The organism is Commensalibacter sp. Nvir (genome assembly GCF_963921845.1).
Classification (GTDB): domain Bacteria; phylum Pseudomonadota; class Alphaproteobacteria; order Acetobacterales; family Acetobacteraceae; genus Commensalibacter.
Map to the genome: position 1 here is coordinate 1 of NZ_CAWUGZ010000028.1, position 18,801 is coordinate 18,801.

At 37.8% G+C, this 18,801-nt stretch carries 17 protein-coding genes and 3 tRNA genes; all 20 read left to right on the top strand.

The window, feature by feature from the left end:
- The first annotated feature begins 272 nt into the window (after positions 1–272).
- A complete protein-coding gene (locus AABE15_RS02045; protein WP_338329619.1) occupies positions 273–1,709 on the top strand; it encodes an NAD(P)H-hydrate dehydratase in 1,437 nt (478 codons plus the stop codon).
- Between the two features lie 59 nt (positions 1,710–1,768).
- Positions 1,769–1,853, top strand: a tRNA-Leu gene (locus AABE15_RS02050).
- 119 nt (positions 1,854–1,972) lie between these two features.
- Complete coding sequence (gene tig, locus AABE15_RS02055) at positions 1,973–3,304, top strand: trigger factor (protein ID WP_338329620.1); 1,332 nt, start codon at positions 1,973–1,975, stop codon at positions 3,302–3,304.
- Positions 3,305–3,454: 150 nt separating this feature from the next.
- Positions 3,455–4,090, top strand: coding sequence for an ATP-dependent Clp protease proteolytic subunit (locus AABE15_RS02060; RefSeq protein WP_338329621.1), 636 nt, complete (start codon positions 3,455–3,457; stop codon positions 4,088–4,090).
- A 103-nt stretch (positions 4,091–4,193) separates the two neighbouring features.
- A complete protein-coding gene (gene clpX / locus AABE15_RS02065) occupies positions 4,194–5,453 on the top strand; it encodes an ATP-dependent Clp protease ATP-binding subunit ClpX (protein ID WP_338329622.1) in 1,260 nt (419 codons plus the stop codon).
- Positions 5,454–5,779: 326 nt separating this feature from the next.
- Positions 5,780–8,233 (top strand): endopeptidase La, encoded by a 2,454-nt coding sequence (lon, locus tag AABE15_RS02070; RefSeq protein ID WP_338329623.1) that lies wholly within the window; start codon positions 5,780–5,782, stop codon positions 8,231–8,233.
- A 166-nt stretch (positions 8,234–8,399) separates the two neighbouring features.
- On the top strand, positions 8,400–8,687 hold the full coding sequence (locus tag AABE15_RS02075) for an HU family DNA-binding protein (protein ID WP_338329624.1): 288 nt from the start codon (positions 8,400–8,402) through the stop codon (positions 8,685–8,687).
- A gap of 87 nt (positions 8,688–8,774) precedes the next feature.
- Positions 8,775–8,850 (top strand) — tRNA-Val (locus tag AABE15_RS02080).
- Between the two features lie 57 nt (positions 8,851–8,907).
- Positions 8,908–8,985 (top strand) — tRNA-Asp (locus AABE15_RS02085).
- A gap of 227 nt (positions 8,986–9,212) precedes the next feature.
- Positions 9,213–9,578 (top strand): NADH-quinone oxidoreductase subunit A, encoded by a 366-nt coding sequence (gene ndhC / locus AABE15_RS02090; RefSeq protein WP_338329625.1) that lies wholly within the window; start codon positions 9,213–9,215, stop codon positions 9,576–9,578.
- Between the two features lie 60 nt (positions 9,579–9,638).
- Complete coding sequence (locus tag AABE15_RS02095; RefSeq protein WP_408870240.1) at positions 9,639–10,202, top strand: NuoB/complex I 20 kDa subunit family protein; 564 nt, start codon at positions 9,639–9,641, stop codon at positions 10,200–10,202.
- A complete protein-coding gene (locus AABE15_RS02100) occupies positions 10,195–10,833 on the top strand; it encodes an NADH-quinone oxidoreductase subunit C (protein ID WP_408870241.1) in 639 nt (212 codons plus the stop codon). The genes AABE15_RS02095 and AABE15_RS02100 overlap by 8 nt, the downstream gene beginning before the upstream one ends.
- A gap of 49 nt (positions 10,834–10,882) precedes the next feature.
- Positions 10,883–12,133, top strand: a complete 1,251-nt coding sequence (locus AABE15_RS02105) for an NADH-quinone oxidoreductase subunit D (protein WP_338329626.1) — start codon at positions 10,883–10,885, stop codon at positions 12,131–12,133.
- A gap of 6 nt (positions 12,134–12,139) precedes the next feature.
- Positions 12,140–12,766, top strand: a complete 627-nt coding sequence (locus AABE15_RS02110; RefSeq protein WP_338329627.1) for an NAD(P)H-dependent oxidoreductase subunit E — start codon at positions 12,140–12,142, stop codon at positions 12,764–12,766.
- On the top strand, positions 12,756–14,078 hold the full coding sequence (gene nuoF / locus AABE15_RS02115) for an NADH-quinone oxidoreductase subunit NuoF (protein ID WP_338329628.1): 1,323 nt from the start codon (positions 12,756–12,758) through the stop codon (positions 14,076–14,078). The genes AABE15_RS02110 and nuoF overlap by 11 nt, the downstream gene beginning before the upstream one ends.
- Before the next feature lie 10 nt (positions 14,079–14,088).
- Positions 14,089–16,152, top strand: coding sequence for an NADH-quinone oxidoreductase subunit NuoG (gene nuoG, locus AABE15_RS02120; RefSeq protein WP_338329629.1), 2,064 nt, complete (start codon positions 14,089–14,091; stop codon positions 16,150–16,152).
- 5 nt (positions 16,153–16,157) lie between these two features.
- Entirely contained in the window at positions 16,158–17,183 is a 1,026-nt protein-coding gene (gene nuoH, locus AABE15_RS02125) for an NADH-quinone oxidoreductase subunit NuoH (protein WP_338329630.1), read from the top strand.
- A gap of 1 nt (position 17,184) precedes the next feature.
- A complete protein-coding gene (gene nuoI, locus AABE15_RS02130) occupies positions 17,185–17,673 on the top strand; it encodes an NADH-quinone oxidoreductase subunit NuoI (protein WP_338329631.1) in 489 nt (162 codons plus the stop codon).
- 78 nt (positions 17,674–17,751) lie between these two features.
- Positions 17,752–18,483, top strand: a complete 732-nt coding sequence (locus AABE15_RS02135; RefSeq protein ID WP_338329632.1) for an NADH-quinone oxidoreductase subunit J — start codon at positions 17,752–17,754, stop codon at positions 18,481–18,483.
- Positions 18,480–18,800: an NADH-quinone oxidoreductase subunit NuoK gene (nuoK, locus tag AABE15_RS02140; RefSeq protein WP_338329633.1), complete on the top strand. Its 321-nt coding sequence runs from the start codon at positions 18,480–18,482 to the stop codon at positions 18,798–18,800. Before AABE15_RS02135 ends, nuoK begins: the two co-directional genes overlap by 4 nt.
- Position 18,801: the final 1 nt, after the last annotated feature.

Below are 18,801 nucleotides of genomic sequence, written 5' to 3' on the forward strand. Positions count from 1 at the left end.
ATATGTAGGTTAACCAATAGTATTGAATATAGCTACATATTTAAAAGCTAAAATTGTAAATAAAAGTAACAATGACATAATATCAAACTATGCAGTTTAAATTTTGATAATTTTAAACATGATGTTTTAATTAAGCGTAAAATTTGAAGACTGCAGTGTTTATTGATCTTTCAAAAGTTTTTTACTCTTTTTTGTTCTGAAGATATTTCTGATATAACCTATAATCTGATTAGTGTAATTCCTTCCAGTATAAGCTCATACAGGGTCTGATCATGATCAAAAACATCTCAAATTATAAGCTTCTCACACCAAAACAAAATCATTTTATTGATAGAAAAATTGAAAAATTGGGAAAACTGAGATGCGTGATGGAAAATGCTGGTAGAGCAGTTTATTCTGAAGTGCTTAAACATTATAAACCTTGTAAAACTACGGTTTTATGTGGCCCAGGAAATAATGGTGGCGATGGGTATGTAGCTGCAAGACTTCTCGCTAAGGAAGGTTGGCCAGTAAGAGTATTAACGTATGGGTCCCCGAAATTAGGAAGTTTGGCCCATAGCATGAAACTAGAATGGACTGGTGCGCTTGGAACGTTATCAGACTCTGAAATTCAAAAAGATGAATTAATTATAGATGCCTTGTTTGGAAGTGGTTTAAATCGCGAACTGCCTAATGATTTAAAATTCCTATTGGGAAACTTAAAACGCGTCATATCTATTGATATACCTTCGGGAGTCAATGGTCTTACAGGGGAAATTAAAAATTTCGCGCTTCAAGCTGAATTAACAATAACGTTTACAACAGCTAAACCCGGCCATTATTTATATCCCGGAAAAGCACATATTGGTCAATTGAAGATCAAAGACATCGGTATTGATTTTGACTTGATCAACAAAATAAAAGTGAAGTTTTATCTTAACCATCCATCTCTATGGAATCTTACGGGGCAAACGTTTGATGATTACAAATATAAAAGAGGGATTGTAAGTATTGTTGGTAGTAAATACACCACAGGGGCAGCAAGACTCTCTGCGTTAGCGGCTAAAAACAGTGGTGCAGGATTGGTAACTCTGTTTCCTTTTGGACAGTATGCTTTGTATGCCAATTTTTCCCCTTGTTTTATGATTGATCATAATAATTTTGACGAAGTGCTTAACGACAATCGTCGAAACACTTGGGTATGCGGCCCGGGGTTAAGTAGTTTTGAGTTTTTAGAATCATTTCCAAAACTTTTCAGCTTTGGTAAAAATATTGTCGCAGATGCAGGAGCTTTTGAACGAAATAATAGTGACATTTTAAAAGGCGTATCCGTTATAACCCCTCATAAGGGTGAATTTGAAAGAGTGTTTGGGAAGCTAGGGGCTGACAAAGTTGCGGACGTTCGTAAAGCTGCAACTAAAATACAAAGCGTCATTGTCCTAAAGGGACCAGATACCCTTATCGTTTCTCCTGAAGGAAAGGTTGTTATCAACCATCACGCCAGCCCACGTCTTGCTACTGCGGGATCAGGAGATCTCCTTTCAGGTATCATTGCAACCCTTATAGCCAGTGGTATGAATTTTTGGGAAAGTGCCTGTGCTGGAGTTTGGATACATGGAGAAGCTGCAAGTTTATGCGAACATAACTGGCCCGATGCAGAAATGATAGCTCAACAATTAGGCAAAGCTAGAGATAACGCTTATAAATTGTATCAAAATGAAAAAAAATGAAAAAAGTGTTGCTCTTCGCATAATTGTAAGTTAAGAAAACTAACGTAAACCACGGATGTGCGGATGTGGTGAAATTGGTAGACACGCCAGACTTAGAATCTGGTGGCGTGAGTCGTGGGGGTTCAAGTCCCTCCATCCGCACCAATAACGGTCAGTAAATTAACGGCCGCTATTTGGACTTGTAATTAGGCAATCCGTTTCGTTATAATCAATACCTAATTTATCTAGGTAGAACAATTTTGACCGAGAGGATGACCTGGATAATGCAGGTTACTGAAACGCTTTCTGAAAGCCTAAAGCGTGGCTTTAAAATCGTAATTGAACAGACGCAAATCGCTGACAAAAAAAAACATCGACTAATTGAAATGGGTAAGCAAATGAACATACCCGGGTTTAGACCTGGAAAAGTGCCTTTGCCCGTTGTTAAACAGCGTTACGGAAAATCCGTTCACAATGAAATTGTCAACGACGCCATAAGCCAAGCTATCAATTCGACATTAGACGAAAGAGGACTTCGTGCTGCTTCTCAGCCAAATATAGCGTTGTCTGAAAATTATAAAGAAGGAGACGATCTGGAGTTTTCTTTTGAAGTCGAGCTGATTCCTGATTTTGAAGTGCCAGATTTCAAAGGATTTACATTAACACGTTATAAAGCCAAACCTACCGATGAAGCTATACAAAAATCCATAGAAACTATTGCAGAACGCCAAAAAGAATTTAAAGATATTGAAGAGGTTCGTCCAGCAACCGACGGAGATGTTCTTGTTGTTGATTTCGTTGGAAAAGTCGATGGCGTTGCTTTCGAAGATGGTACAGCTGAAAACGTTAATGTTGAAATTGGAGGTGCTGGTTTCATTCCAGGTTTTGCTGAGCAAATCGAAGGAATGTCACCTGGAGAAAAAAAACAAATAACAGTTACATTCCCTGAAAATTATCAAGCTCCAAATCTTGCAGGAAAACAAGCTACATTTGATATTCATGCCAAATCTTTAAAACAAGCGATTATTCCAGAAGTTAATGATGCTTTTGCTACTAAACTTGGTATGGAATCTCTTGATAAATTAAAGCAATTGGTTGAAAAACAAATTAATGCTGAATACGAACAACTCACCCAAATGCGATTAAAAAGAGAAATTCTCGATTTACTTTCTGAAAAGGTAAATTTTGAACTTCCTAAAGGTTTACTTGAAAATGAGTTTGCTCAGATTTGGAAACGCATTGAAAATGATCGTAAATCAAATCAATTGGATGAAGACGATAAAGCTAAAGATGAAGAAACTCTCAAAGCGGAGTACCGCAAAATTGCAGAACGTCGCGTCAGGCTTGGCTTGGTGCTCGTAGAAATTGGCAAGCAAAATTCTATTTCTGTGACCGAAGAAGAACTTTCCCAAGCAATGCGTTCTGAAGCAATGCGTTATCCAGGAAAAGAAAAAGAAGTAATAGAATTTTTCCAAAAAAACCCTCAAGCTGTAGAATCCTTAAAAGGGCCGATTTACGAAAATAAAGTCATTTCCTATATTCTTGAGTTGGCTCATATAAATGATAAAGAAGTAACATTTGAAGAATTATCTGAAATGCCCGAAGCTACGCTTTAATTCCCTATAATTTTGTAAAAGGATGTTTGGAATAAATCCAAACATCCTTTTTTTTTCAAAAGATTGAAGCAAGTTAAAATTTTGTTTAGATTATACACTGCTATAGTAAAATAACACTCAATCAATCCATTTACGTTTAGGAAAAATTTTATGAGGAATTTTAATCCTCTAGAGGTTTACGATAATGCTTTAGTGCCGATGGTTGTTGAACAAACTTCTCGAGGCGAGAGAGCTTTCGATATCTATTCGAGATTACTAAAAGAACGAATTATCTTTTTAACCGGCACGGTTTACGACCAAGTTTCTTCTTTAATTTCGGCTCAACTTTTATATCTAGAAAGCATTAATCCAAAAAAAGAAATTTTTTTTTACATCAACAGTCCAGGAGGAGTAGTTTCAGCTGGCTTAGCAATTTACGATACGATGCAATTTATCAGTTGTCCGGTCAGTACAGTATGCATTGGTCAAGCTGCTTCTATGGGGTCTTTGTTGCTTTGCGGTGGTGAAAAAGGGGAGCGTTACGCTTTGCCAAATGCGCGTATTATGGTTCACCAACCTTCAGGTGGTGCCCAAGGCCAAGCAAGTGATATTCAAATTCAAGCGCGTGAGATACTTGAAATTAGAAAGAACTTGAACCAAATCTATAATCGTCATACCGGAAGAACTCTTGAAGAAATCGAACAAAAACTTGAAAGAGACAGTTATATGTCTCCCGAAGAGGCACGAGACTTCGGTATTATTGATAAGGTCGTACAAAAACGTCCTATTCAATCCAAACTAGATTAGCAGCTGTCTGCTGTATCTGTTTGTATATGAAATATTTTTTCATTCAATAGGGTTAACTTTAATAGTATACTATCCTTCTAGTTATGTAAGAGTAGGGGTGAAAATGGCTGAAAACAAAGAAGATACCAACAATGCACTTTACTGCTCTTTTTGCGGGAAATCGCAACATGAAGTCAAAAAATTGATTGCAGGACCAACAGTGTTCATTTGCAATGAATGTGTAGAACTTTGTATGGATATCGTTAAAGAAGATAATAAAACTACAGTGGCTAAAAATCATAAGGGATTACCTACTCCAAAGGAAATATGCAAAATTTTGGACGATTATGTTATTGGCCAAGGTGAAGCAAAAAAAGTTTTATCGGTTGCTGTCCACAATCATTATAAACGCCTTAATCACATGGATAAAGAGCGCGATATTGAAATTTCAAAATCTAATATTCTCCTTATTGGTCCTACCGGTACGGGAAAAACTCTTTTGGCTCAGACATTAGCAAGAATACTTGATGTACCTTTTACAATGGCTGATGCTACTACTCTTACCGAAGCTGGTTACGTCGGCGAAGATGTCGAAAACATCATTTTAAAATTGCTGCAAGCAGCTGAATACAACGTTGAACGAGCCCAAAAAGGAATTATTTATATAGATGAAATCGACAAAATATCTCGAAAATCAGATAATCCTTCCATAACCCGAGACGTCAGCGGTGAAGGAGTACAACAAGCTTTATTAAAAATAATGGAAGGTACTATAGCCTCTGTTCCCCCTCAAGGAGGAAGAAAACACCCACAACAGGAGTTTTTACAAGTTGATACAACCAATATGCTTTTCATATGTGGTGGAGCTTTTGCAGGACTTGATAAAATCATCAGTGCACGAAGTGTAGGGTATGGAATAGGATTTGGTGCTGAAGTTTCTTCGAAAGAAAATCAAGCAATTGGTCAACTTTTTCGCAAACTTGAACCCGATGATTTGATGAAATTTGGTCTAATACCAGAGTTTATAGGACGCTTACCTGTCATTGCAACGTTGGATGATTTAGATCGACAAGCATTGATACAAATACTAACAGAACCTAAAAATGCACTGATCAAACAATACCAAAAACTGTTTGAACTCGAAAACGTTCGATTAACGTTTACTGATCATTCTCTACAAGAAATTGCTAATAAGGCAATAGAAAGACATACAGGAGCCCGAGGATTACGTTCAATTTTGGAAGGTACATTACTTTCAACAATGTTCGAACTGCCAGATCTAAAAAATGTCAGTGAGGTTATTGTAAATAAAGAAGTTATTTCCCACCATGAAAAACCTGTCTACGTCTACGATAATACAAAACCCATTGAACAAACCGCATAGACAAAAAATCCTTTAAAAGACGCCAAAAACCCCCTTTGATATAGCGAATTTGCTTCATCTTTATATTGCAAATTCGCTTATATCCCCTGTATCATAAGTAATGTTGTGATTATTTCTATACAACTTATCTTAGATCAGTATTATGGTTTCACCTGAATTTAAATATTTAATCTTGTGTTCAGGAGTTAGTTTTCTCAAGCATGGGTTCTGGTAATACAATAAATGCTGATACATTACTAAGATTAAATAACAGAAACTACATTGTAATAGAATGTGCCAAAATGGGCATTCTCATTCGATCGTCCCTTTAAGGAGGTCATAAGCTTATGACAGAAGACAATTCAAATAATGATGTTGAAATTAGCAAAAATGAACAAAATCCCAAAACGGAAAAAAATCTAAATTTAATGGCTGTATTGCCATTAAGAGATATTGTCGTTTTTCCTCATATGATTGTTCCTTTGTTTGTTGGCAGAGAAAAATCTGTCAAAGCCTTGGAAGAGGTTACAAAAAAACAAGACAGAATTCTTTTGGTAGCTCAAAAAGATCCTTCACTGGAAGATCTTTCTGAAAAAGATATCTACAACTTTGGTACGGTAGCTTCGATATTACAATTATTAAAATTACCTGATGGTACGGTTAAAGTTTTAGTTGAAGGATTAAAACGGGCGCAGATAAAAAAAATTATCGATCATGATACTTTTTTTGAAGCCGACGTCGAAGAAATAGAAGATCTGAATCCTTCAAGCAACGAACTCGAAGCACTTCAAAGAACAGTAATTGCTCAATTTGAACAATATATTAAATTAAACAAAAACATTGCACCAGAAGTTTTAGTTGCTGTAAATCAAATTAATTCACCCTCCAAACTAGTCGATACCGTAACTAGCCATTTAAATTTAAAAGTATCCGAAAAACAAATTATTTTGGAAACTCTTCCTATTGACGAACGATTGGAAAAACTTCTTGAACATCTCGAAACGGAAGTGAGTGTTTTGCAAGTTGAAAAAAAGATTCGTAATCGCGTTAAGAAACAGATGGAGAAAACACAAAGAGAATACTATTTAAATGAACAATTAAAAGCTATTCAAAAGGAATTAGGGGATAGCGAGGAAGGAAAGGACGAACTTAGCGATTTAGAAGAAAAAATTGCTAAAACACGGCTAAGCAAAGAAGCTAAAGATAAAGCCATCTCCGACCTTAAAAAATTAAGGTCTATGAGTCCAATGTCAGCTGAGGCAACCGTTGTTAGAAACTATTTAGATTGGCTGGTTGGTATTCCCTGGAAAAAACGTTCCAAAATGTCCAAAAATCTGCTTGATGCTGAAAAAATTCTTAATGATGATCATTATGGGTTGGAAAAAGTTAAAGAACGTATACTGGAATATTTAGCCGTCCAAATTCGTTCTTCAAAGCTAAAAGGGCCGATTTTGTGTCTCATTGGACCGCCTGGTGTAGGAAAAACTTCTTTAGCAAAATCTATTGCTAAGGCTACTGGACGTGAGTACGTACGTATGTCCTTAGGTGGCGTGCGAGATGAAGCTGAAATTAGAGGACACCGCAGAACGTATATTGGTGCAATGCCTGGTAAAATTATTCAAGGAATGAAAAAAGCAGGAACTTCTAACCCGCTATTTTTATTGGATGAAATTGATAAACTTGGTTCTGATTGGAGGGGAGACCCTTCTTCTGCATTACTAGAAGTACTTGATCCAGAACAAAATTCCACCTTCGCAGACCACTATCTTGAAGTCGATTATGATTTATCTGACGTCATGTTTGTGACTACAGCCAACAGTTATAACATGCCGCAACCTCTCTTAGATCGTATGGAAATTATAAGAATAGCAGGGTATACGGAAGATGAAAAAGTCGAAATAGCTAAAAGACATTTAATAAAAAAACAAAGTGAATCTCACAGCTTAAAACCAAGTGAATGGTCTATTACGGACGAAGTTCTTCACGAATTAGTTAGAACGTATACACGTGAAGCAGGCGTACGTAATTTTGAAAGAGAAATAGCCAAAATTGTTCGAAAAATAGTGAGAAAAATTGTTTCTAAACAATCCGATCACATTGCCATTACATTGGATAATTTAGAAGAATTTGTTGGCGTCAAATGTTTTCGTTACGGCGAAACGGAACAAGAAGATATGGTAGGAGTTGTGACGGGTTTAGCCTGGACAGAAGTGGGTGGAGAAATTTTAAATATTGAGAGCGTAATTATTCCAGGAAAAGGCGTAATTAAAAATACTGGAAAACTTGGTGATGTGATGCAAGAAAGTGTCTCTGCGGCGTTGTCGTATGTTAAAAGCCGATCAGACAAATTTGGCATTGATCAAAAACTTTTTGAAGAAAAAGATATTCATGTTCATGTACCGGAAGGAGCAACCCCAAAAGACGGGCCGTCCGCTGGAGTTGCTATGGCCACAACCCTTGTCAGTGTATTAACGGGCATACCTATCCGTAAAGATATCGCTATGACTGGCGAAATAACGCTTAGGGGACGCGTACTTCCCATCGGTGGATTGAAAGAAAAACTTCTTGCTGCTTCACGTGCAGGCATAAAAACGGTTTTCATTCCTAAGGATAATGAGAGAGATTTAGTTGATATTCCTAAAACGGTAATCGACAATTTAAACATTCTGCCTGTTACAAATGTTGATGACGTTATCAATCAAGCGCTCGTTAGACCAGCCGAATCACTTAGATGGAGCAGCAGTCCCAAAACCAAAAAATCTAATCATTCTGAAGCTTCTAAAAGTGTTTTACCTCATTAATTGTGTTGAACTTGCAACCCAATTTTAAGAAATGAAGTAAATTCTATTAAGTTGTCTGAGAATAGTTGACGTTATGACAAAGTCCTTCAATAGTCTGATATTATAAATCTTCAACTATTCAAAGATTTAATCTAAATTTCGTATCGTCATAGTGGAAAGAAAAAAAATGGAAAAGCCGCTTAATAAACAAGAACTTGTCGCTGCAGTTGCTGAAAAAACAGAACTGTCAAAAGCAAAATCAGGTGAAGTCATTGATGCTGTGTTAAGCACCATTGAAAAAACCCTGGCTAAAAAACAAGAAGTGCGACTTGTTGGTTTCGGTAGCTTTGTCACCGCTAAACGCAAAGCTGCAAAAGGACGTAACCCTCGCACGGGTGAAGAAATTAAGATTCCAGCTTCTACATCGGTTCGCTTTAGGCCCGGAAAATTGCTAAAAGATGCAGTAAGCAAATAGATTGATAAAAAGTTAGATTTTCTTAAAAAAATGTCTAGACACACAACGGCTTCAATGTTAAGAAGTCGTTGTTCCGTTAATACGGAAGGGCGATTAGCTCAGTTGGTAGAGCATCTCGTTTACACCGAGAGGGTCGGCAGTTCGAGACTGTCATCGCCCACCACTAATTTATACTTTGAGTTCTAGTTTAGAACTCTACGTGAACGTTAAAAGCCGTTACGCGGGTGTAGCTCAGTTTGGTTAGAGCGCCGGCCTGTCACGCCGGAGGTCGCGGGTTCGAACCCCGTCACTCGCGCCATATTCATTGGCATCATTTTTATAGATATTTATAAACAACTTAAAATTAGTTGCTCAAGACATACAATCGGCCCGTTTTTTAGCACATGTATTTCACCTTAATAGTAATTTTTTTGTTATTACAATTTAATACATTAGCCGTGCAAAAAATAAAAAACTCTGTTATAACGTTACTTTGTAATTAGTTATAGATCCCGCAATTTCCGCTTTGAAAACAAAGAGTTTCTTATGCAGGCTATTCTCAGCACTTATTTGCCCGTTCTTATTTTTGTTATTATTTCTTTGGGTATTGCCTGTACTATGCTTGGCACCGCTTTATTCTCTGCAAAACAAAACCCCTACGACGAAAAAATATATCCTTACGAATGTGGTTTTCCAGCGTTTGAAGATGCACGTCAAATATTTGACGTGCGTTATTATTTAGTGGGAATTTTATTCATAATTTTTGATCTTGAAATGGTTTTTTTATTCCCATGGGCGATTACCCTTTCAAAAATAGGTGCATTTGGCTTTTTCTCAATGTTAATTTTTCTTGTCGTATTAACCATTGGATTTATTTACGAATGGTGTAAAGGGGCTCTAGAATGGGACTAACGAGTTATCTACTTCAATTAAAAGAAAACTATCTCAAATGAATTTATAAAGGGCGTAAACTTGACAAATGACGCTGACCAAGAGAAAATTTTTTGGAATAAAAATTCTTTAGAACCAAGTCAAGAGCAAGAAGCTGTAATAAAAGGCATTACAGGTGCTATGACAGATAAAGGATTTGTCGTTGCTAAACTTGATCAATTGATCAATTGGGGAAGGACGGGCAGTTTATGGCCAATGACTTTCGGTTTGGCATGTTGTGCAGTCGAAATGATTCATGCTTATATGCCGCGGTATGATCTAGATCGTATGGGGGTAGTGCCGATGGGTTCACCTAGACAAGCCGATGTTATGATTGTTGCAGGTACGCTAACCCATAAAATGGCACCGGCTTTAAGGCGACTTTATGATCAAATGTCCGAACCACGATGGGTAATTTCTATGGGATCTTGTGCTAATGGAGGGGGGTACTATCACTATTCTTATTCTGTCGTTAGAGGTTGCGATAAAATAGTACCTGTAGATGTCTATGTTCCAGGATGCCCTCCAACTGCTGAAGCATTAGTTTACGGTATTATGTTATTGAAAAAAAAGATTCAACGTACAGGAACCGTCATTCGTGTCTAATTTGGAATTATGTATCACTTATCAAAATAAGTTTACTAAACTACAAAAAATAAGTTTTTTATTAAATACTGCTATAAAAGGTGTGATTAAAGCAGAGTTCGAACTTAACGAACTCGTAGTCACGGTTGAACTAAACGAATTGCTAAACCTACTTACTTTTTTAAAATTAAATCCTCAATGTCAATTCGAGCAACTTATGGACGTTTGCGGGGTAGATTATCCAGAAAGAGAATTTCGCTTTAACGTCGTTTATAATTTACTATCCGTTTCCCTAAACCAGCGTATACGCGTTATTACTCAAACGGACGAAAATCGTGCCATTTGTTCTGTTCGATCACTATGGAAAAATGCAGATTGGTGGGAAAGGGAATGTTACGATATGTTTGGTATCCTTTTTTCAGGACAACCTGATCTTAGACGTATATTAACAGATTACGGATTTAATGGCCATCCTTTACGCAAAGATTTTCCTTTAACGGGATACGTTGAAGCACGTTACGATGCGGATCAACATAGGGTGGTTTATGAACCTGTGTCTTTGACACAAGATATGCGTGATTTTGATTTTGACTCTCCGTGGGAAGGAATAATAACTTTACCAGGAGACGAAAAAATTCATGATAAACGCTAGAGTAAAGCCGTAATTGTTACAATTACTAAAGACGGCAAAAGGGTATTCGATGAATACAAATTTGAATAAGGGGTCTACAGATAAATCACAAAAGATCTTATCTGAGATTAAAAAAAATACTTTGAATTTTCTTGCAGGGGATTCACATACCGTAAACTTTGGCCCTCAACACCCTTCAGCTCACGGTGTTTTGCGTGTCGTGATGGAGCTAGAAGGTGAAGTTATAAAGCGTGCTACACCCCATATTGGATTACTGCATAGAGGAACCGAAAAACTTTTAGAACATAAAGCGTACCATAAAGGGCTTCCCTATTTTGATAGACTAGATTACGCTTCCCCTATGTGTGAAGAGCATGCATTCGTATTAGCCACTGAAAAATTACTTCGCATAGACGTTCCAGAAAGAGGAAAATGGATCAGGGTCTTATTTGCTGAAATAACAAGGATTCTAAATCATCTCTTAAACGTTACAGCTATGGGATTAGATTGTGGAGCTATGACTCCTGCGCTTTGGGCATATGAAGAGCGAGAAAAACTCATGGAGTTTTATGAAGGTGTATCAGGCGCACGGTTCCACGCTAATTATTTTAGGCATGGAGGCGTAAGTAAAGATTTACCTGCAGGGATGGAAGAAAAAATTGCCAGTTGGGTAAAGGCTTTCCCCAAACTTATTGATGACATTGAAGGTCTTTTAACCAATAATCGCATTTGGAAACAACGAACCGTTGGCATTGGCGTTTGTACTTCTGAAGACGCTTTATCATGGGGGTTTTCAGGACCCTGTTTAAGAGCTTCCGGAGTTCCATGGGATCTAAGACGCTCACAGCCTTATGATAATTATGATAAAGTCGATTTCGCTGTTCCTGTTGCACGTCAAGGTGATTGTTATGATCGCTATCTAGTACGCATCGCTGAAATGAGAGAAAGCGCCAAAATTATTCAACAATGTTTGGATAAAATGCAACCTGGACCAATTAAAGTAGAAAATGACAAAATTTCCCCACCCAAAAGAGAACATATGAAGCAATCCATGGAGGCATTGATTAATTATTTTAAACTCTATAGTGGAGGATTTTATGTTCCTAGCGGGACAACGTATACGGCTGTAGAAAGCCCAAAAGGCGAATTTGGTGTATACCTTATTGCGGACGGAGGAACAAAACCCTATCGTTGCAAAATACGCCCAACAGGTTTTTCCCACCTTCAAGCCTTAGACGAGCTTTCCCATAGACATATGCTTGCCGACATGGTCGCAATTATTGGTTCCTTGGACTTGGTTTTTGGTGAAGTGGATAGATAAAGTACTATGTCACATAAAAAAAATATTGAGCAACCCCTAAGCTTTGCTTTCGATGAAGAAAGCACAATACAAATAACTCAAACGCTTAGCAAATATCCCCCTGAACGCAAAGCAAGCGCTGTAATCCCTTTGCTCTATTTAGTACAAAACCAATTGAAAAGAAAAACAGATAGCGCTTGGATACCTAAAGTAGCACTTGCTGAAGTAGCCCGCATTCTTGAAATACCCGTATCAAGGGTATACGAAATTGCTACGTTCTACTCAATGTTTAATTTAGAACCCATCGGGAAATACCATTTGCAAATCTGTGGGACAACACCCTGTTGGTTGAGAGGCTCTGACGATATTTTTGAGGCCTGTAAAAAAGCAACAGGTATAAAAAATATAGGTGAAACCAGCGACGACGGGTTGTTCACCCTTTCGGAAGTGGAATGCCTAGGGGCGTGTGCAAACGCACCTATTCTTCAAGTTGATCATGATTACTATGAAGATATGACTGCTGAGATTACTGTTGAATTAATTAATTTACTTCGGCAGGGGAAAAGACCTCCACCAGGTTCAATGGCGGGAAGATGCAATTCTGCCCCTTCAAATACTGAAGCCCCTATTACTGAGGTCAAAAATGTTAAGTAGTCAAGATCGAATCTTTCTTAATCTTTATGGACAAAAAGATTGGAAATTAGAAGGTGCTAAAAAAAGAGGGGATTGGAATAACACTAAAGCTATCTTAGATCTTGGTCGAGACGCTATCATTAAAACGGTTATAGATTCAGGACTCAGAGGCCGTGGAGGCGCTGGTTTCTCCACCGGTTTAAAATGGTCTTTCATGCCTAAACAACAAGGAGAATTACCTCATTATCTTGTAGTTAATGGAGATGAGTCAGAACCAGGAACCTGCAAAGACCGTGAAATCTTAAGGCATGAGCCTCATAAAATCATCGAAGGTGCATTAATTGCGTCGTTTGCCATTGGCGCACACACCGCTTATATTTACATTCGAGGCGAATATTATAACGAAGCCAACCATCTACAAATAGCGATTGATGAAGCGTATGAAGCAGGGTTGATAGGTAAAAACGCTTGCGAAAGTGGGTGGGATTTTGATTTTCATATCCACAGAGGAGCTGGAGCTTATATTTGCGGTGAAGAAACTGCACAACTTGAGAGTTTAGAGGGTAAAAAAGGTGAACCAAGATTAAAGCCTCCTTTCCCCGCAAACAAAGGACTTTATGGATGTCCAACAACCATTAACAACGTCGAAAGTATTTCGGTTACACCCACCATTTTGAGGCGAGGTTCTTCTTGGTTCAACGGTATTGGCAGAGCCAATAATACAGGTCCTAAATTAATGACGCTTTCAGGTCATATACAAACCCCTTGTGTTTTTGAAGAAGCTTTAGGATTGCCGTTAAAAGAAATTATTGAAACCCATGGTGGAGGGGTAAGAGGAGGGTGGGACAATTTACTCGCTGTCATCCCAGGTGGGACATCCATGCCCCTCCTTAATAAAGAAACCTGTGAAACAGCCATCATGGATTTCGATGGTTTGCGTAGCGCTGGTTCCAATTTAGGTACTGCTGCAATTATTGTTATGGATAAATCTACAGACATTATTAAAGCAATGACAAGAATAGCCCAATTTTATAAACATGAAAGTTGTGGGCAATGTACTCCCTGCCGCGAAGGATCTGCTTGGGTTCTTAAAGTCATGAGACGTATGACAGAGGGAAATGCTGAAATTGATGAAATTGATATGTTAATGGATGTAACTGGACAGATTGAAAATACAACGATTTGTGCTATGGGTATGTCTATATCTTGGCCGATACAATCCTTGATTCGTAATTTTCGACCTCTGATGGAAAAAAGACTAATGGATTACAAAACTACACATGGTGGCACGTCCTTAATTCAAATACCCAAAGAAGCAATGGTTGGAACATAGGGATATTTTTATGGTAAAAGTTACTGTGGATGACATACCTATTACGGTTCCAGAAGGTTCATCTGTGTTACAAGCTTGCGAATTGGCTGGCAAGGAAATACCTCGTTTTTGCTATCACGAAAAATTATCCGTCGCTGGCAACTGCAGGATGTGTATTGTTGAAATAACTGGTTCTCGTAAACCTTTGGTATCTTCTTGTTCTCAACCCGTTACAGAAGGCATGCAAGTTAAAACAGATACTGAAATTGTACGCGCTGCACGCAGAAGTACAATGGAACTTTTACTTATAAATCATCCATTAGATTGTCCCATATGCGATCAAGGTGGCGAATGCGATTTACAAGATCAAGCTGTTGCCTATGGAAGATCGTGTTCACGTTTTAAAGACGGGAAACGTGCGGTTACAGATAAATATCTTGGTCCTCTAATACGCACTTCAATGACACGATGTATACAATGCACGCGCTGTATACGATTTACTAGTGAAATTACCGGTACGGCAGAGTTAGGAGGGCTTAACAGAGGGACTGACCTAGAAATTGCCCCTTACATTGAACAAGCCATGGATACCGAACTTTCGGGTAATTTAATTGATATATGTCCTGTTGGGGCACTTACTTCCAAACCGACTAGTTTTCATTTTCGCTCTTGGGAGCTTAAAACTACGCAATCAATAGACATTCACGATGCTACAGGATCGAACATTTTGTTGCAAATTCGCGGCAATGAAATTATGCGAATTCTTCCTAAGCGTAACGACCTCGTTAATGAACAATGGCTGTCAGATAAAGGACGCTTTTCACTTGATGGATTAAAAAAAGGAAGACTTGATAAGCCATGGATCCGTCAAGGCAAAAATTTAATCCAAACGTCATGGCCAGAGGCAATAGAACATTTAGGACAAAAACTTAAAACTGTAAAAGCTGAGCGAATAGGGGCCATCGCAGGCGATCTTTGTGATGCAGAAAGCATGTTATCTTTAAAAATCCTTTTGAATCAATTGGGTTGTTATAACATTGATTGCCGACAAGATGGAGCGTATTATGACTCTTCCGAACGATGGAGGTATTTGTTTAATACAACCATATCAGGAATTGAAAAGGCAGATGCTTTACTGATCGTGGGTTCATTTCCTCGCTATGAGTCTCCAACTATTAATGCAAGAATACGTAAACGGTGGCTTTCGTTAACTGAAGAATTTCCCATTGCCTACATTGGTGATCTGCCTACTGATCCAACGTATAAAATCAATTATTTAGGCAATGATCCAGCGATTATAAACGATCTACTTCAAGGTCAAAATGCTTTTACTGATGTGCTTGTAAAGGCAAAACGACCTATGATTCTTATTGGGCATAGTATTTTAACGCGAAACGATTCACCTTCACTTTTCCATATGTTATTGCAACTTGCTGACCAAATTGGGGCATTAAACAGTCAATGGAACGGTGTAAATATTTTACATACTTCTGCATCGAGGGTAGCTGGGATAGACTTAGGGTTAATACCCGATGAAAATCATTTGGATACTCATTCCATGATAGAAGGGAACGTTGATCTTTTATGGTTACTCGGAGCTGACGAATTAAATCTTGAAAATTTACCTCAAGAATGTTTTCTTGTTTATCAAGGACACCATGGAGAAAAAGCAGCTGCTAGAGCGGACATTATTTTGCCAGCACCTGCTTATACTGAAAAGTCAGGAATATACACAAATACAGAAGGCCGTATTCAAAAAAGTTTTAGAGCTATTTTCCCCCTTGGTGAAGCAAAAGAAGAATGGCTAAGTCTATTGGAAATTGGCCGTTATTTAAACCTTGATATGCCATTTATAGATCTTGATAGTTTAAGAAATTACATGGCAGACGTTAATCCCGTCTATCAATCTTTGGGTTTGATGAATTCAGAAAAAGAAAACTTCACGATTGAAAAAAGAAAAAATGATTTTGAAAATCAACGCTTTACATCCGTAATTTCAGATTATTTCTTAACAAATTCTATTAATAGAGCCAGCCCGACTATGAACGAATGTTCTTTACTACGTCGATCTTCTTCATTGAAAGTAACTGAGTAAACAAAATGGAACATTTCTTTTACCATACAACCATGGGTTCAATCCTCTTTATTATTATTAAAACCTTGGCTGTGTTGGTACCTTTTTTGATCGGAATAGCTTACTTAACGTGGATTGAGCGTAAAATTCTTGCAGCGATTATGTTACGCAAAGGACCTAACGTTGTAGGTCCTTTCGGGTTACTACAGCCTTTTGCTGACGCCATTAAAATGATATTTAAAGAAACCATCATACCCGCTAGAGCTAACCGAATTATCTTTTTTTTAGCACCTATTATTGGTTTTACCCTAAGTATGGCTGCTTGGGCAGTTATCCCTACCCATGATGGATGGGCTGTAGCTAATCTGAACATAGGGGTTTTGTATTTACTGGCTATATCATCTTTAAGCGTTTACGCAACATTACTCGCAGGTTGGGCTTCCAATTCAAAATATTCTTTACTAGGAGCCATGAGAGCAACCGCACAAATGATTTCCTACGAAGTTTCTATAGGGCTTGTCATTGTTTCCGTTTTATTAATCGCTGGAAGTGCCAATCTAAACGATATCGTCCTAGCACAGAAAAACGTTTGGTTTTTCTTACCGCTTTTCCCTATGTTTATCATTTTTTTTATATCTAGTTTAGCAGAGACCAACCGCGCGCCTTTTGATTTCGCTGTAGGGGAGAGCGAACTGGTTGCGGGTTTTTTTGTTGAGTACTCTTCAATGGCTTTTGGACTTTTTTTTCTTGCAGAATACGGAAATATGATTTTGATGTCTGCCTTCATCAGCATATTATTCTTAGGAGGATGGTTACCTCCTTTTGAGCTAGTTCCCTTTACATGGATACCCGCTCCTTTTTGGTTAATTTTGAAAATTCTTTTCTGTTTGTTTTGCTTTATTTGGGTTAGAAGCGCTTTTCCTAGATACCGTTATGATCAACTTATGAGATTGGGATGGAAAGTTTTTTTACCATTTTCTTTAGTTTGGGTTGTACTGACGGCGGGTTTTTTAATGCTCACCAAACTTGGTATTTATGGAGGGGTAGGGTAAAATGGGCATAATCCAAAAGACAACTCGTTCCCTTATGCTTTCCGAACTTATTGCGGGTCTAGGCATTACGTTACGCTATTTTTTCAAACCTAAAGCAACTATTAATTACCCTTATGAAAAAAGTCCCCTTTCGCCTCGTTTCAGAGGCGAACATGCTTTGAGACGTTATGGTAACGGAGAGGAACGCTGTATCGCTTGTAAATTATGTGAAGCCACATGTCCTGCTGAGGCCATTACCATAGAAGCAGAGCCCCGAGAAGATGGCTCAAGAAGAACGACACGCTACGATATTGATATGACAAAATGTATCTATTGTGGATTATGCCAAGAAGCATGTCCTGTCGATGCTATTGTTCAAGGACCAAATTACGAATATGCCACTGAAACCCGAGAAGAATTAATGTATAATAAGGAAAAACTGCTTTCGAATGGGGATCAATGGGAAACAGCAATTGCACTAAGGCTTAAACAAGATGCACCTTATCGCTGAGTTTTTTTTAACCATTACGTATAAGTTTTTAAAATGCTTACCTGAAAGCATAAGAGTTTCTCAGCAAGGAATAGGACAATGACTCCTATCATTCTTTTTTATCTATTCGCAACTATTATGCTCTTATCAGCTTTAATGGTCATTTTTGCCAAAAATCCGGTTCACTCAGCTTTATTTTTAATTTTAACATTCTGTAATGCAGCCGGTCTTTTTTTACTTGCTGGTGCAGAATTTCTAGCAATTTTATTAGTGGCAATATACGCTGGTGCTGTAATGGTTTTGTTTTTATTCGTTGTCATGACCATGCAAACAAATTTAGTGCAACTTAAACAAGGACTACGACATCACGCTTTGCTAGGTGTTGCTACTGCATTTGTTTTAGTGATTGAACTTAGTATCGCTTCAATGACTTGGCATAATAATTTATCTATCATTTCAACCCAGACAGGACAATTGCCTTCACTTTCCAATACTCAAATGCTTGGGCTTCTTATTTACACCCATTATATATTTTTATTTCAAATCAGCGGGTTAATTTTATTGGTAGCAATAGTGGGTGCTATAGTGCTAACGCTTCGTAAACGATCGGAAAATCGTAGACAAGATATTGATAAACAACATCAAAGAAATCCCAGCGAAACTTTAGAATTGCGCTCTATCGAACTTCATAAAGGAACAAACGCGTTAGGGGGTTTTATACGACCCAAAAAGAGTTACTTTGAAACCGCACAAAACAATTCGTTTGGTCCAAAACCTGGCGACAAGACTGACATTCATGAACAAAGAACAAAAACGGACCATTCAACATGAATATTTTAGAAACAATTGGTGTCGCTCCCTTTATGATTGTAAGTAGTATACTTTTTACAATTGGGCTTGTTGGAATTTTTGCAACTAAAAAAAATCTAATCACAATTTTGATGTCTATAGAATTGATGTTATTAGCTGCAAACTTAAATTTAATAGCTTTTTCTTCGGCCTATTCCAATATAACGGGTCAAATAATGGTTATGTTTAGTTTAACAATTGCGGCAGCGGAATCTGCGATAGGTTTAGCGATCATTACAGTGTATCATAGGAATAGGCACTCTATAGAAGTTCGTAAAACAACGATGATGAAAGGCTAAT